At 65.5% G+C, this 15,337-nt stretch carries 11 protein-coding genes; 8 read left to right on the top strand and 3 right to left on the bottom strand.

Annotation, left to right across the window (positions count from 1 at the left end):
• Positions 1 to 28 precede the first annotated feature (28 nt).
• Positions 29 to 1,191, bottom strand: a protein-coding gene (locus AB0C46_RS38965) for an IS3 family transposase (RefSeq protein ID WP_362833858.1) whose coding sequence is annotated in 2 segments (ribosomal slippage) — positions 29 to 904 and positions 907 to 1,191 — 1,161 coding nt in all. Because the reading frame shifts where the segments join, the coding sequence is not laid out codon by codon here.
• A 198-nt stretch (positions 1,192 to 1,389) separates the two neighbouring features.
• Here AB0C46_RS38965 and AB0C46_RS38960 point away from each other — a divergent pair.
• The 8 genes from AB0C46_RS38960 to AB0C46_RS38925 all read left to right on the top strand — a co-directional run bounded on the left by AB0C46_RS38960 (position 1,390) and on the right by AB0C46_RS38925 (position 9,266).
• The gene (locus tag AB0C46_RS38960) at positions 1,390 to 2,364 is read left to right on the top strand and encodes a hypothetical protein (protein ID WP_362833857.1); all 975 of its coding nucleotides are present in this window, start codon (positions 1,390 to 1,392) and stop codon (positions 2,362 to 2,364) included.
• A gap of 146 nt (positions 2,365 to 2,510) precedes the next feature.
• The gene (locus tag AB0C46_RS38955; protein ID WP_362833856.1) at positions 2,511 to 3,173 is read left to right on the top strand and encodes an HAD-IA family hydrolase; all 663 of its coding nucleotides are present in this window, start codon (positions 2,511 to 2,513) and stop codon (positions 3,171 to 3,173) included.
• 133 nt (positions 3,174 to 3,306) lie between these two features.
• The gene (locus AB0C46_RS38950) at positions 3,307 to 4,509 is read left to right on the top strand and encodes a helix-turn-helix domain-containing protein (protein WP_362833855.1); all 1,203 of its coding nucleotides are present in this window, start codon (positions 3,307 to 3,309) and stop codon (positions 4,507 to 4,509) included.
• Between the two features lie 180 nt (positions 4,510 to 4,689).
• Positions 4,690 to 5,136, top strand: a complete 447-nt coding sequence (locus AB0C46_RS38945) for a hypothetical protein (RefSeq protein ID WP_362833854.1) — start codon at positions 4,690 to 4,692, stop codon at positions 5,134 to 5,136.
• A 336-nt stretch (positions 5,137 to 5,472) separates the two neighbouring features.
• Positions 5,473 to 6,375: a phosphotransferase gene (locus AB0C46_RS38940; RefSeq protein WP_362833853.1), complete on the top strand. Its 903-nt coding sequence runs from the start codon at positions 5,473 to 5,475 to the stop codon at positions 6,373 to 6,375.
• 34 nt (positions 6,376 to 6,409) lie between these two features.
• The gene (locus AB0C46_RS38935) at positions 6,410 to 7,405 is read left to right on the top strand and encodes a nucleotidyltransferase domain-containing protein (protein ID WP_362833852.1); all 996 of its coding nucleotides are present in this window, start codon (positions 6,410 to 6,412) and stop codon (positions 7,403 to 7,405) included.
• A 10-nt stretch (positions 7,406 to 7,415) separates the two neighbouring features.
• Entirely contained in the window at positions 7,416 to 8,093 is a 678-nt protein-coding gene (locus AB0C46_RS38930) for a histidine phosphatase family protein (protein ID WP_362833851.1), read from the top strand.
• Between the two features lie 9 nt (positions 8,094 to 8,102).
• Complete coding sequence (locus AB0C46_RS38925) at positions 8,103 to 9,266, top strand: hypothetical protein (protein ID WP_362833850.1); 1,164 nt, start codon at positions 8,103 to 8,105, stop codon at positions 9,264 to 9,266.
• Between the two features lie 1,207 nt (positions 9,267 to 10,473).
• On the opposite strand, the gene AB0C46_RS38920 is transcribed toward AB0C46_RS38925, so the two are convergent.
• Both AB0C46_RS38920 and AB0C46_RS38915 read right to left on the bottom strand, forming a co-directional pair.
• A complete protein-coding gene (locus AB0C46_RS38920) occupies positions 10,474 to 10,953 on the bottom strand; it encodes a hypothetical protein (RefSeq protein WP_362833849.1) in 480 nt (159 codons plus the stop codon).
• Positions 10,953 to 15,173 carry a DUF6531 domain-containing protein gene (locus AB0C46_RS38915; RefSeq protein WP_362833874.1) on the bottom strand — a complete coding sequence of 1,407 codons (4,221 nt, stop codon included), beginning with the start codon at positions 15,171 to 15,173 and terminating at the stop codon, positions 10,953 to 10,955. Before AB0C46_RS38915 ends, AB0C46_RS38920 begins: the two co-directional genes overlap by 1 nt.
• Positions 15,174 to 15,337 lie beyond the last annotated feature (164 nt).

Genomic DNA, 15,337 nt, shown 5'->3' with positions numbered 1-15,337 from the left:
CTGATGCAGGTTCGGGTGACAGGTTCGGTCACGCAGCCTGGAGGGCCGGTGTGGTCATGACGGCCTCGAATTCGACGGGTGTCAGCCGGCCGAGTGCGGCTTGTCTGCGGCGCCGGTGGTAGGTCCTCTCTATCCAGGACACGATCGCGATCCGCAGTTCTTCACGGGTGGCCCAGGTCCGGCGGTCGAGGACGTTCCGCTGCAGCAGGCTGAAGAAGGACTCCATGGCCGCGTTGTCGCCGGCCGCCCCGACTCTCCCTATCGATCCGGCCATCCGGTGGTGGTCGAGAGTCCGGACGAACTTCCGGGACCGGAACTGTGATCCGCGATCGCTGTGCAGGATGCACCCGTCGACGTGTTCACGCCGGGCCACGGCGTTGTCCAGGGCGGCTACGGCGAGGCGGGACTTCATCCGCGCATCAATGGAGTAGCCCACGATCCTGTTGCTGAAGACATCCTTGATCGCGCAGAGGTACAGCTTGCCCTGGCCGGTGGCGTGTTCGGTGATGTCGGCGAGCCACAGCCGGTTCGGGCCGGTCGCGGTGAAGTTGCGGCTCACGAGATCGTCGTGCACCGGAGGGCCGGCCTTCTTGCCCCGGCCACGCTTCTTCCCGAAGACACTCCACCAGCGATTGTCCCGGCAGATCCGCCACGCGGTGCGCTCGGCCATGCCGGCTCCGCCACCACGCGCTTCATCGGCCAGGAACCGGTAGCCGAACTCCGGGTCGTCGCGGTGGGCGTCGTACAGCGCGTTCGCGCGATATGCCTCCACCAGCACGGCGTCGGCAACCGGCTTGCCCAGCCAGCGGTAGTAGGGCTGTCTGGCGAGCTTGAGCACCCGGCACGTCACCGTGACGGGCACCCCGTCCGCGGCCAGCTCTTTCACGAGCGGGTAGATCCTTTTCCCGGCAGATGCGCCTGCGACAGATAGGCCGCGGCCCGGCGCAGGACCTCGTTCTCCTGCTCCAGCAGCTTGATCCGCCGACGTGCTTCCCGCAGTTCCGCGCCCTCCTGGCTGGTCACCCCGGGCTTGGTCCCGTCGTCGACATCCGCCCGGCGCATCCACTTCCACAACGTCATCGGGTGGACCCCGAAGTCGGTGGCCACCTGCTCCACCGTCACGCCCGGGCCGCGGTTTCTCGCGACCCGCACGACGTCCTGGCGGAACTCTTCCGGATAAGGCTTGGGCACAGCGACATCCTTTCCACCCGCCCTACAGGGCAAGCCAGTTCAGATGTCACCCGATCGTGCAGCAGACCCCTCAACCAGGAGGCGGCTCGGCCTGATAAGGGCGCCAGCAAGACCGTGTCACCAGCCGCAAACTACGTCCAACCTCTGATCTGCATCAAACGGCTCTGGCGCGCCGTGGGTTCGCGGAAGCATGAGGCTATGTCGATCTGGTACGGGACTGCTGGCTCTGTGCGAGCCCACTGGAAGCGCGCCTTCTTTCCTGTCGGGTTTGTCGTGAACGTCTGGAGCAACCAGCTGTACGACACCCGCTACCGGGTTCCTGGCGTGATTCTCTTCGTCTGCAGTCTTGTGCTCACGCTGTGGGGGGCGCGTCAGTGGCGGGGATTCACTGAAGGCTGGCATGCACCGAAGCAATTCCGCGGCTGGCTGATAACTACGTTCCACACGCCTGCATGGATCAGACGCTGGGAGAAGCTGAAGGTGGCGGTCTGGGCGGTGGTCGCATTCAAGTTGTTCATGTATCCGCTCAACGTGTTCGACAGGATAGTGGCGGCCCCTGAGCAGTTCCTCGACCACGGTTGGGACGCTAAGAAGATGCTGGCGTTCTGCTTCCTGTTTCCTCACTTCGCCCGCTGGATCGAACCGAAGGACGACCTGCTCGAACGGCTTGACGGGCGCGTCCTCCGGGCCATGGCCAGCCGGACTCTGGCGAATTTCAACGGGGCTTGTGGCGCGGCGGTATTGCTATACGCCGTCCTTTCCATGGTCTCCCGCGACTACATCAAGGTGTTGCCAGCCTTGGCAGTCACGATCGGCATCGGCGCGGTGGTGGCAACGCACAAGATGTGGGCTCGCTATCGCAAGCTGTGCACGCAGGCCCACAAGGACATCCAGACCCTGATTCGGGCGCTGGAACAGTCTCCCGGAACCGAGAATCAGTTGGCGGTCCTGGATGCCTGGGACACGGTGGAGCGGGACCTGCGCACCCGAGTTGACACGGGCTATGCCTTCGGTATGCGGTTCGCTCCGAAGGCGGTCATCGCCGCACTCGACGAGGCTGTGGAGGCGGCGGGCAAGGGGCTGCCCGGTCATCAGGAAGCACGGGATCAAGCACTGGCTGACTTGAAGATCATTCGGAGTGTGTGCGCCCAACGGATCGATTCTGTGGCGTGAGGTGGCTTGCGGCTGATGCCACGGTTCTTACTGGCGGCCCTGCCGGCGGGCGGTGAGCCAGTTCGGAGGTCAGGACGTCTCACCGTCCCATGCTCACCCCACGCGGTAGCGTCCTTCGACAGGCCCATGGAGAGGGAGCACGCAGCATGCCGCAGCCCACGGACACCGCCAACCGCCAGGCCCAGCGCGGGCTCATCCTGGATTTCGCCGGGGTCCTGACCGCAGACCCGCGCCCCGTGCACCGCGCGTGGTGCGAGTCGGAAGGACTGCGCCCGGAGGCATGGCGTGCCACCCTCAACGACCACCCTGAAGGCCGACGGCTGTACGCCGCGCTGGAGATCGGCGAGATCGGGCAAGCCGAGTGGAACGAGCGAACCGCGGCCCTGCTCGGTGCTGATGTGGCACCGGAGAACCTGATGGGACGCGCCTGGGCCGGAGTGCCCGCAGCTCGACGTATGGCCGCACTCGCGCGTGCCGCCAAGGACGCGGGATACCGGCTCGCGCTCTTGTCGAACAGCTTCGGCCTGGATCCGTTCGATCCTTACGAGCATGCCGGTGTCTGGAGCCTGTTCGATGTACACGTCATCTCTGAGGCAGCCGGCATTGCGAAGCCGGATCCGGCTATCTACCAGCTGACGCTGGAGCGTCTCGGTCTCCCGGCACAGGCATGCGTGTTCGTTGACGACCATCCCGTGAACCTCCCGCCTGCCGAGGCGTTGGGCATCACCACCGTCCTCGCGACTCACGAGGCCGCCACAGTGGCCGAGCTGGAGGGTCTGCTGGGGGTGAGCACCGCCCTACCCGCATAGCGATGCGTTCCAGCCGATCGCCATCTCCTGCTGTCCCTATGGGTGTTCGCAGTCGGGCGACAGCGGGTACGGTCCACGCCTGGCCTGTCAGATTAGGGTCGCCGCCTGCCTGTCAGGATGAGGAGTGGCTGTCATGCAATGGTCGGAGTGCAGCACCGCCGAGCGACTCAAGACCCTCCGCGGCGGCATGACACAGGAGCAGTTAGCGGAAGCGGCCGCCGTGTCCGTCGGCGTCGTGCGGAAGCTGGAACGCGGCGGGACCGCCTCCCTCCCCTCTCTGCTCTCCATCGCCTCCACCCTCGGGACCGACATCGCCGTACTCCTCGGCCAGCAGGCACCCCGCCGCTCTATGGACCGTGACGAGCGAGCCGCCCTGCGCACCCTGTCGGCCGCCACCCACGATGCCGCCATCGGCATTCCCGCCAGCACCGAACCGGGCACCGTCGAAGAACTCCGCGCTGTCGTTCAGCGTGCCAACGCCGCCTATTGGGCAGGCCGTTACACCGAGCTCGGCGCACTGCTCGGTGCCCTGCTCCCCGAGGCCCGCGCCCGATACGACACCGCGGACGCAGACGAGCGGGAAGCCGCGGCCGGCGTCCTGGCCGATGTCTTCCAGACCGCGGGAATGGCCGCGAACGTCTGGGGCTCGCGAGACCTCGCCTACGCAGCACTCACCTACGGCCGTCAGATCGCTGTGCAGGCCGGGGACGACCTTCGTGACGCCCACCTCGCCGCCACCACGGCATGGGTCAACCTCCGCGACGGGCGGACCACGCAGGGGTTCGCGCTCGCTACCGCCCAGGCAGACCGGATCGAACCGAAGATGTCCGAGCACGACCCGGACCGGCTATCGGTGTACGGGCAGCTCGTGACGAACGCCGCCGTGTCCGCATCCCGGGGTGGTGCCTCGGCGGACACCGCCCGTGAATATCTCTCCCAAGCGCATGCGGTCGGCGCTCGCCTCGGCGCCGAGCACGCCCGTGGTCTGCATGCCCAGCCTTTCGGCCCTCTGTATGCCGCCACCCAGGCCATGAGCATCGCCGTCGCCCTCGGCGACACCGCCAGGGCCCTTCGGCTCATGGATACGGTCCGGCTGGACGACACCGTGCCCCTTGCCACCCGAGCCCGCTACGGCCTCGACGTGGCCTTGACCCATGTGGAGTGCCGGCGGTGGGGCCAGGCTGCCGACACCCTCGAAGCCGTCTGTGCCATGGCCCCGGGATGGGTGCGCCACCAGATGTTGCCCGGCGTGATCATCTCCCGCCTGGCTGGTGTGTCCGTCGGCCGCCTCCGCGGACTCGCCCAGGCAGCCGGCGTTCCCCTCGGAGTCCGCTGACCGCCACGAGCCATGGCAGTTTGGGCTGCCGCTGCCAGCGCGACTGCCACGCCCCGTAGCACCCCGGTGGTGCGGCCGGACTCCGCAGCACGTGGCGTAGCAGTCCCCTGTCCGATGACCTCGCGGCGCCGCCACGGCCCGTGTCTGTCCCGGGCACGTCGTTGGCAGAAGGCTGAAGGCATGCCGCAAACCCCATCTGACGGCTTCGGCCGCGTACCCGTCGCCGTCTACTCCTGTACCGCCGAAACGGCGGTAGCACGTGACGCCGAACGTCGCGCCCGCCACTACGCCGACACGCGCCACTGGCACGTAGCCGGCGTGTGGTCCGACAATGATCCGAGCGTGGCCCTGGACGCCCGGCCTGGCTGGTCGGCCATAACGGGCGCGCTGTCCTCTGGCCTCATCCGTGGCATCGTCGTCGGAGGCGCATCCCACATCGCCGCCGATGCCGCACGGTTCGCCTCGCTCAGCGTCCTCATCCGCAACCGTGGCGGCTTCCTGGCCGAAGCAACAGCCGGGTCCTCCCGCCGAACCGCTGGGCAGCACGAGCGTCGCCGGATGCTGTTCGAAGCGTCGTCCGGCTGGTTGCCGTGGGGGTGCCTCGTGCCCAGGGGCACCTCGTCGTGATCCGGGCTCGGGTGAGCGGGGTCAGCGGCCGCCATCGCTCCAGTGCAGCGGACAGCGATCCCATCGGGCGGCTGTGCGTTGCGATGTGGCTCACGGGCCACATCGCAACTGTATTGGCGCTCGGCACTCTGATCGTCGACCAGGCGGGAACGGCCGAACTCTCAGCCGGACTTCCTTCCTCTCCGACTGCCGACGACCCAGTTCCTGGGCTCGCATCCGAGAGGAGGACGATGACCGACATCCCGCCTGGCGTCGCCACGAGTTCCGTGTCGGCTCCGCGCATCCAGGCGTTCACGCTGCAACAGGCCGAAGTCCACTCGACGGAAGGACGGATAGATGAGCGACTGGGAGTTCGTCAAGAACAGGACAGCAACGCAGGGCGCAGTGTGGAGGTCAGCTGACCGCCTCCTTTACAAGCGAACCGGCGGCGAGGATCTGCGGAAAGAGATCGAGTTCCAGCAGCTCGCCGTCGGCCTCGGTTACCCCGTTCCGAAAATCGTCGAGAGCGGCGAGGACGGCGAAGGCTACTTCGTCATCGAACGGTCCCTCGGCACCGCCTCACTACACGATGAAGCCCTCGCCGACGCCCAGCAAAATGGTGCAGTCCGCGACGAGGTGATCGACACAGCTGCCGCTGTTGCCTCCGGACTCCTGCGAGCCCAGGCGTCCCACCCCCTGCCCACAGCACCCTGGTTCGACAAGGCCGCCTTCACCGCCAACGTATTCGAGGAGAACCCGGACCTCGACACCCCACAGGTCCATGAGGCTGTCAAGCGAGCTCTCGACCGGATGGCAGCGCTGCCCATGGTCCACGGGCACCTCGACTACGGCCTCCCGAATGTCCTGGCCAAGGGCGTCATCGACTGGCAACACCACGGCCCCGTCCCTCTCGGCTACGACGTCTACCCCGCACTAGACATCGTGGCCTTCAAGGGAGGTGGCAAGGGCTACAGCGTCACCCCCGCACAGCGCACTGCCTACACCAGCGCCCTCGACGAGACCACCATCGACCTGTTCGGCCGGCCGGTGAGCGAGCACCTGGCCGACTTCCTGTTCGTCAAGTGCTTCTTCTTCCTCGCCCTCATGCGGCCCACCGACTCTGCACGGCACGACAAGCACATCAAGTGGCAGTACCGCCGCACCCTCTTCTCGATGGGACTTGATCAGTATGAGTCGTCCAGCACCATCGACACCGGTAGCTTCCCCACCCTGGCGCAGTTCGCAGACGGGCACCGGTAGGCCGGTCTCCGCCGTCCGCGACCGCGATTACCTGATGGACCACCACGGGGTCGTTTTCAAGGTGATCGGCGACAGCCATCCGGGCAGCCACTACCTCGGCTACGTGAAGTACCACCCCGACGACAAGGGCGACCGGCATCTGTTCGGCCAGACCTACCGGCAGAACAGCGTGGTGTCGAAGTCCTTCGGCATCCTCGCCACCCGGCCGGAGTGCTACGTCTACTCCGACACCCTCGGCTGCGTCATCACCGGCATCCCACGCGACGACATCGCCGTCCACTACTCCTGCCGCCACGCCCTCGTGGCCATCCACGAGGAACCCGGCCACGTCGCCGACAACCCCGCAGGCAAAGACCTCCTCGCGATCACCGAGTGGATCACCTCCAAGGGCGCCCAAGGACTGATCGGTGTCACCGGATCCTTCCTCGTCGGCTGCTACAACCAGCGCTCGGACATCGACCTCGTCTGCTACGGCCCCGAGGGCTACGCGGCCGCCCAGGAGCTCTTCAAGCACGAGGAGCTCATCAGGCCGTACGACGGGGACAACCTGACCCGCCTGTACATCCGACGGTCCAAGTACATGGAGGGCAGCTCCTTCGACGCGCTCATCAAGCAGGAGCGCCGCAAGCTCCAGGGCCTGACGGTGAGCGCCGGCGCGCACATCAGCTGCGAGCCCATCCGCGCCGACCGCGACAAGACCTTCTCCCACATCTCCGCCAAGGAAATCGGCGAGATCTCCCTCCTAGCGGAGATCACCGACCACTCCGAGGGCCTGACCACACCGGCCGTCTACGAGATCAAGGTGAAGACCGTCCTCAGCTCCACCGTCGACGAGCCCGAATCTCTCGCACGGAGGATCACCCACATGCGCTCCTACCTCGGCGCCTACACCGGCGCCTTCCGTTCGGGAGACACAGTGCACGTGACCGGCAAGCTCGTCCACACCCAGGACGGCGAACGCAGCGGCTTCGGCATCGAGCTCACGCCCTGGACCGTCAGCGGGTCCTACGTCGCAAACCTCGCCGGCTAGGAGCACCCCCGTGACACTCCTGATCATCCGGCACGCCGAGTCGGTGGAGAACGCCGACAAGTACAACGGCTTCTACCAAGACCCCCGCCCCTACAGCGGCGCCGCCGCACACCGCATCTCCCGCAGCCTCGTCGGCCTCACCCCGCGCGGCTTCCGCCAGGCCCAGTGGCTCGCCAAGACACTCCCCGACCACATCCAGCACGAACCCCGTGTCTACACCTCCACCTACCGCAGAGCGATCGACACCGCGGCCATCGCCCTGCCCAGCCTCCCTGCCGGCTGGCCCCAGCAGACGCCGCTCCTGGACGAACAGCACTACGGCGACGCCACCTACATGACCAAGCGCGAGCTCTACGACACCTACCCCGAACTCGCCGAGGACCGCCGACAGCGCAAGCACATCTGGACCGCGCCCGGCGGAGGCGAATCCCTCGCCAAGGGCGTCACCCAGCGGGCCACCGACTTCACCACGCTCACCCGCACCGCGCTGCAAACACCCTGCACGGTCATCGCCTTCACCCACCAGACCGCAGCCGTCGCGCTCCGCACCCTCCTCGAAGACCTCCCCCTGCCCGAGGTCCTCGCCGAGGAACGCAAGGGCAAGCTGCCCAACGCCGCGATCCTCCACTACAACCTGCACGGCAACCGATTCACCAGAACCGCGTTGACCACTCCACCACCTCTCTAGGAGCGTCCCGTGCATCCCCTGTTCTTCAACGGCCCGGTCCAGAACGGCCTCTTCACCTTCCAGACCAAGCCCGGCAAGGCCGTCGGCATCCGCTTGGCCGCAGCCCTCAACGCCGTTCTTGGCTCACCACCCACACCTCACCTGTGGAACACCGTCACCCTCGACGGCGACTTACGCCACCGCGCCGCCGACGGCGAACCGGTGACACGCACGGCCTTCGAGGCCCGCCTCATAGCCGACAAGTACGCGCCGGATCCCCAACCGGCGGCCGGCACCATGACCGACACCGATCCCGAGGTGGTCGCCCTGGCCCTGGAGTTGATCGGAGAGAACCTGCGCGCCGGCACCGTGGTGATCAGCCGCGAGACCATCCCCATCTGCAGATCCTGCGACCACATGACAGGCCACGGCAGCCATGCCTGTCGCGCCTGCGGCAGCACCGACATCCGCGAACACACCACACGGCACCTCGTTGCCGAGCTTGCGAAGAACCATCCCACCCTCGACCGGACCGACATCCACTCCAGCCACCGCGCCCAGCCCAAGCATCTGCAGAACACGACCGGCAGCACCAGCGCCCGCCTGATCATCTCCCGCACCCGCGACCACGGCATCGGCCTCGCGCCCCTCGGCCTCCCCGGCCTCGTCCTCGACCCACGCGTCGGCGTCCACGACACCGTCCTCGCCGCAGCCCGCCGGCACGAGGCAGACACGGCGGTCATGACGATCACCCAGAACGCCGCCAACCACATCGCCGCCCACGGCCAGCACTTCCGCGAGCACCACGGCACCCGATTGAAATACGCCCTCCACGGACACCTCCCCTACGACCACACCGCCGACCTCCAGACGATGTACGAGGCATACCGAGCCACCGCCACCACCCGGCAATCGTTCGAGAGGTGGTTCCTCCCCCTCTTCTCCCTCAAGGAGAAGAGGGGAACCCACCCCGAACAGCTGCCTCAGCTCTTCAAGCACTTCATGCGGGCCCACATGGATCGCTCCTCCGACCCCGCCCCAGCCGAAATCGCCGCCGTACGACAGGCCGTCGCCCAAGGCCGCACGGAATGGATCACCAGTAGACGCCTACTGGCCGCCGGGCTGGCCACACCCGGTTGGCAGGCGCTGGTGGAATCCGTTGACCAGGACACCATGGGGCGCCGTGCCCCGTAGCCGACCCAAACGTGTGCCGTGAACTGGCTGGCAATCGCTACGTGGAACCGACGCAGTGGCTCACTCTCGCCGATCGGCCCCATACCGAAGGGGGCTTCCTGGCTACTGTGATGGGCCAGATCTCGGACGGCCGGTTGCCAAAAGCGCGATCTACTTGGTCGCAGTACGGCGGAGACGCTCGACTTCGGCCCGGAGCTCTGAGTTCTCTGCCTCCAGCTCGGCCTTCGTCCGGCGACTCGGACGTGACGCCGTGTTCCGAGACCTGGTCTGCGGCGCCTTCGGCAGCTCAGCCACCGGTCCGATCACCTCAAAGGCCACAATCACCGCAGGATTCTTGCCGCACTCGGCGCATCGGGCATCTTGCGTGCCCCTATCGGGGCGGGCATCGCGGCAGTGCCGCTCGACCTCCTGAATATGGCCACAGTAGAGACGCACGCGCCATCTCATGTACTCCCACGGAGGTGGCGCCGCGTGGCTATCAAGTAGCCCCTGAATCCGCTGGAACTGCTCCTCGGACCAGGGTGGCGCCTTGGCGACCTGCCGCTCCACCCACGCAGCTATGTCCTCAGCCTCCCCCTGGCGACGGTGATCAGCCCGCGAAAGCTGATACTCGTCCAGAGGCGACCCATGTCTCTCGTACTCGACCGTCACCCCCAGCACGCTACAAAGCACTGGGGACCCGGGATGGCGCGTTGCCGTGCTATCACTCGTACGAGAGGCCCTGGCACTCGAACACGATGGGGAACCCGAGAAAGCCGCCCGCGTCACCGCACAGGCATACGGGGAGCTGCCATCTGCCTACCGAACCGGTCTGACTCGCACCCGCGCAGTCGCCCTGTGCAGGTCCATCCGGACGTTCACCGGGCGTGGACAGCTGCGTGATGTCTTGGGTGCGTCGGTCCAGTAACCCGCCGCATTCGCGTGTGCACACCTCATCGTCGGACCCGACCCACGGCGCCTCTCCGCACCCGAACCAAGCCCACGCGCGTCAGCTCCACCCCACGCCATCGGGGGCCAGCCCCATCCCAGCCCTTCAGCGCGGTACACCAGGGCCAACAGCGGTCAAAACTGACCGCCTCCAACAAGTAGCGGCAGCGCCACGTGGTGAGCGGCCTCACGTTAACTCCGCGCTGGGACTGCAGGAGCTGCGTGATCCCGAAACACCGCGCCCAAAGCAGCCGCCGCGCGCCGCAGCGCAGCCGACGACTTAATCGTCGAGCACAGGAAGAAATGTTGCGACGCCAGGGGACGCCAGATCAAGTGCCGTCCTGAAATCCCGGAACGCCCCTGTCAGCATTCGCACTGCTGCCACATATGACACCTGTTCGATTTCGAGTGTCGGCTGCCATCCGGTGCGTGAGGTGCATCGGATGGCGACCTCTTCTCCCCTGGGACTCAGAGAGACAACCCGTTCCAAGCCCTGGCCGTAGAAATCGATTTCTGCAGTACTTCCGGTGCGAAGAGACGCGATTGCCTGGGGCAGTTGCTCCATGAAGGTGGATAGATCATACGAGACGGAAACAGGCCACTCATGCTGCCCAAAACCCGCTACGTGAAACTCACTGTCCGTCTCCGCGAGAATCTCACATGCCTCCATAATCAGCGATTCATAGTCCAAGGATGGATCAATGTCCGCTGCTAGATCGTAGCGCCGCGAGGGAGGAGTAATTGTTACTTGAAATTCCATTAAGTCCCTTTCTTTGTTATTGGGAAAGCGGTCTTGTACGTCCCGTCCCCCTTGGGAACCAAACGGGCATGCGTTGCTTCGATTACCTTTCCGTCAGGCGTTATCACCTTCCCCAACCCTTCAGGGAGAGGGACCTCGCGAACCCCGCCATCTGGATCGTAATTTTTCTTCAGAAACTCCACGGCTTTCTCGTTATCGGCCCACTGCCCTTGATAATTTCCGGTGCTGCGAGCCCGATCTGTCAAGCTTGTCGTGTTCTTCGCGCCAGCGCCATGCTCACTGAAGGTATGCCCGAAGGTGGGGCGGCTCGCTTCTTTCCACTTGAGATCCTCGGCGGACTTCTTCTTGCACTTCAGCCCGAAGGGGTCCGCCCATTCGAGGGGATTTGGCGCGTACGTGTAGGGGTGAAGCGCTGGAGCCAGCCCCAAAGGGTCTGGTGTGAGGTAGCGAGCGCTTTGCGGGTCATAGTAACGCTGGTTGTTGTAATGGAGGCCGGTCTCGTCGTCAGCATATTGACCGAGAAAACGGAGGGGGCAGGCCGTGCCCTGCGGGCCGGTGGGTGTTGGAAGTGGAGCGCCCCAGAGAGTGGTGCGGGCTTGCCAGGCAAGCTCTCCCGTGGAATCCACGAGTTCCGTGGGGGTGCCCACAAGGTCAGTGACGATGGCGTAGAAGCGGGCGTCGCACTCCGGTTGCGACAGGGCGCTCCCTGTCGCCCATTGGGCGCGGGGATCAGCGTGCCGGGGGCGACGTTCCGTCTGAGCCAGGGGACGGTATGTCCCAGGCTGGTAGTCCCACGTCGTCGTTACGGTCGCCGACTCTTCGGCGATCCGGTTCTCATCCCAAAAAAAGTCTGTCTGGGAGTTGACCTCTCCGCTATCGGTAAGTTGCTGTTTGGCGATACGGCGGCCGAGTGGGTCGTAGAGGTAGTGCCAGCGGATTCCGTCGGGGGTGACAACGTCGGTGAGTCGGTCCTCGGCACTCCACGCGTAAGTCCAAGTGCGTTTTTGGCCGTTGAGCAGGCGCCGTACGGAACGTATCAGGCGGCCTTGCGCATCGTGTTCGTAGGTTGTTCGGCCGGCGCGCTGAACCAGTCCACCGGCGAGAGTACGATCACCAGAATCGAGTATGCCCGGTGCGGCACTGTGCGTGAGATTACCGACCGCGTCATAGGCGTATTGCTCCGTCCACTCCATTGCGCGGACTCGATTGACGCGGCCGTTTCGGTCCAGATCAAAATAGCGGGTGCCGTCAATGAGTTCCTGTATCTCGGCGAGGCGGCCGTCTTGCCGGTACACGAAGTTGCGGTGCTGAAGCAGATGACTGGCCGCCTCGGGATGGGCGGTCACAGCCTGCGAGCGGAGGCGGTCGGCACTGTCCCAGACCTGGGTAAGAGTGGCTATTTCCCCCAAGTGTCGTTCGACCTCTCGGCCGGCGGAATCATAGGCGAAGGCCAGAGTGCCCTCTCCGGAGTGCAGCGTGGCGGGACGACCCGCTGGGTCGTATGTCCAGGCGGAGGTGTGGCCGCTAGGCGTGGTGCGGGAAGTCCGCCGGCCGACCGCATCGTAAGTGAGGCGGGTCGTGTGGCCATTGACTGTCTCAGCGAGCACACGTCCGAGCGCGTCTCGTTCATACCTGACATTGGCGTCAGCGTTTGCCATCGCGGAAAGATATCCGTCCGCATCAAACGTGAATACCGTCCGGCTTCCTGAGTCGCAGCGGTGCTCTGTGGTTCGGCCGAACTCGTCGCGGCTAAACTCGACGGTTTCACCAGCTCCATTAGTGCGAGCGGTGAGCCGGCCTGCGGCGTTCAGTACATAGGTCAGTGTGCGGTCGGTGAAGTCCTTCTCCCCTGTCAACCGCCCTGCTTGATCGTAGTGGTAGGTCCAAATTTGACCCTGTGGATCGGTGACCGCAGTGAGTTTCAGCTCCGTGTCGTAGGTGAAGGTGTGTTCGCGGCCTTCCGCGTCCGTACGAGATGCACGCCGATCGAAATGCGTGTACGTAGTTCGAGTGATGTTCCCTGCTGGGTCGATGTGGGCAGTCAGGTTGCCCTCTGGATCCCATTCCCATATTTCGCGTGCGCCGTCTGCGGCTTCGCGCCAGGCGGGGTTCCCGTCCGTTGTCCAGGACATGCGGACGGTGTGGCCAAGCGGATCTCTGAGCATGATGGGGCGGCCGAGTGTGTCGCGCTCCAGCGTCGTACTGAGCCCGAGCTCATCTGTAGCGGTGATAGTCAACCCGGCCTGGTTTGGTGTGAACTGCTGGGTATGGCCGAGAGCATCAGTGACGCTCACCAGGTAGCCGTGAGCGTCGTAGGAGTAGTGCGTCTCAGCGCCAAGCGGATCAACGACCGAGAGCTGGTTTCCATCTGCGTCGTAGGTGTGGTGCCAGATCGCCCCGCCGGGTTCGGTCACACTCAGTAGCTGGCCAAATGCGTTATACGTAGCTGAGGTCACCTTCCCGTCGGGCAGAGTGACGCGCGTGAGGTTGCCCCGTTCGTCATGCTCGTAATGAGTGGTGTGCCCGAGGGGGTCTGCGATGGCGACGATCTCGCGGTTAGCGGTGTCATATTCGGTGCGCGTGGTGTTGCCCAGCGGATCGGTCTCGGCAATAACCTTGGCGGTTTGGTTGTGGCGGTAAGTCGTTTGATGGCCAAGGGAGTTGGTGTAGACGGTGGTGCGTTCTGCTTCGGCGTAGTGAAAGCTGCCGGAGAGGATGCCGTCATCCGGGCCGACTGTGTGCTTGACGCGGCCGCGGTGGTCGTACAGGTAGCCGAAGCTGGTGCCGTTCCGGTCCGTCCAGGAGGTGATCCGGTCAGCTTCGTCGTAGGTAAAGGTCATAGGCAGGCCCGAAGAGTTGATGACCTCGGTGAGGTTGCCCATCTCGTCGTAGCCGTAGGACATGACCAGCGTGCCGGGGGCCTGTAGATCGGCGGGATCCAGCACGCGGACGGCGACGATGCGCGGCATCTTGGCGTGCGTGTCCACAGCCACCCGGTAGCCGCCGTGATGGTGAATTTCGGTGGGTCGGCCGGTGGCCGGGTCGTAGAGGAAGTCAATGTGACGGCCGGACCGGTCCTCGATCGCGACCAGGGGCATGCCTGTCTCGGCGTCGTGGCCGGGACGCGGCCCGAACGTGAGGGTACGGCCGGTGGGCAGGTCGGTGGTGATGGTGTAGGTGTCGTCGGCCGGATCACGGGTCAGAGGCCAGCGGGGGCCTGCCAGCGGATATACCTCGATGCCGGGCTGGGGGTGGGGGTAGGCCAGGAGGATGCCGTCCTCGCCCGCGAACACCACACCCTCGTCGTCGATCTCGAGGTGCTGGTCGAGGGTGGCGGCCCAGCTGGGGCCGAACCAGCCGCCCGCGGTGTAGCCGGACAGGTGCGTGCGTTCCAGTACCAGGGGGAGGGAGCCGGGCAGGGTGAGGTCGGTCTGGGGGAGCATCATCTCCCCGTTGACCGGGTTCACAGGCTCACCGCACTCGGGCCGCTTCTTGACGGGGTCGCCGTTCTCGTCCAGGCGGCTGGCGACCTTCTTGCGACCCGCCAAGCCGTCACGAAGCCGGGAAAGCCGACGAGCGGCCCGGCTGCCCTTCCCGCCAGCGGCGGCGGCGCCACCGCCGCCGGTGAGCAGGTCCAGCACGATGTCGGGAGCAAGCTGGCCGGCAGCGCGGGCGGGCTGTTTGGCCCACATGTCCCAGTTCAGCAAGCCCTTGGCGAACTCCTTGGGATGGTGGACGCCATAGTTGATGCCGTCCAGGGTGGTGGCGATGGTCATCGCGTTCTTCTCGATGTTCCACGGCTGGGTGACCACCGAAGCCAGGTCCATCATGGCGTCGGCGCCCTCGTAGACACCCTGGACGAACTCGCGGCCCTTGTTCAATAGGTTCTCGAAGAAGCCCGGTTCATCCGGTGCCGAGTCGGCCGCGTCCTTCAGTTTGCGTGCGCAGTCACGAGCGGCTTCGGCTACATCGTCGCGGAGGTTATTCAGGCGTGCCACGCAGGCGTCCATCGCTGTGACGCCAGGGTCGGTCTCGGGCGGACGCGGTGGAAGCTGATCGGATTCAGCATCCACGGCCTGGTTGTATTCGTCGACCCGGTGCTGGTGCTTACGGGAAACGGCTCTTGCTTCGGCCGCGTCCTCGATGATCGGCCCCGCCTTTGCCTGCGCGTGGCGCAGGCAGGTCGCGTAGTGGTCCAGTGCCCTAGTGTTCTGAGTCAGGAATTCGTTTCATGAGTAGAGTCTGTTCATGGCTCGGATGGGGCGGCCGAAGGCTGCGTTGGTGCTGACTGCTCAGGAACGGGACCGGTTAGAGGAGTTGGTTCGCCGGCGGTCGACACCGCAGGCGTTGGCTCTGCGCTGCCGGATCATCCTTGCCTGTGCAT

The organism is Streptomyces sp. NPDC048637, assembly GCF_040650675.1.
In the GTDB taxonomy this organism is placed as follows: domain Bacteria; phylum Actinomycetota; class Actinomycetes; order Streptomycetales; family Streptomycetaceae; genus Streptomyces.
This window is presented reverse-complemented; position numbering and strand designations above follow the sequence as displayed.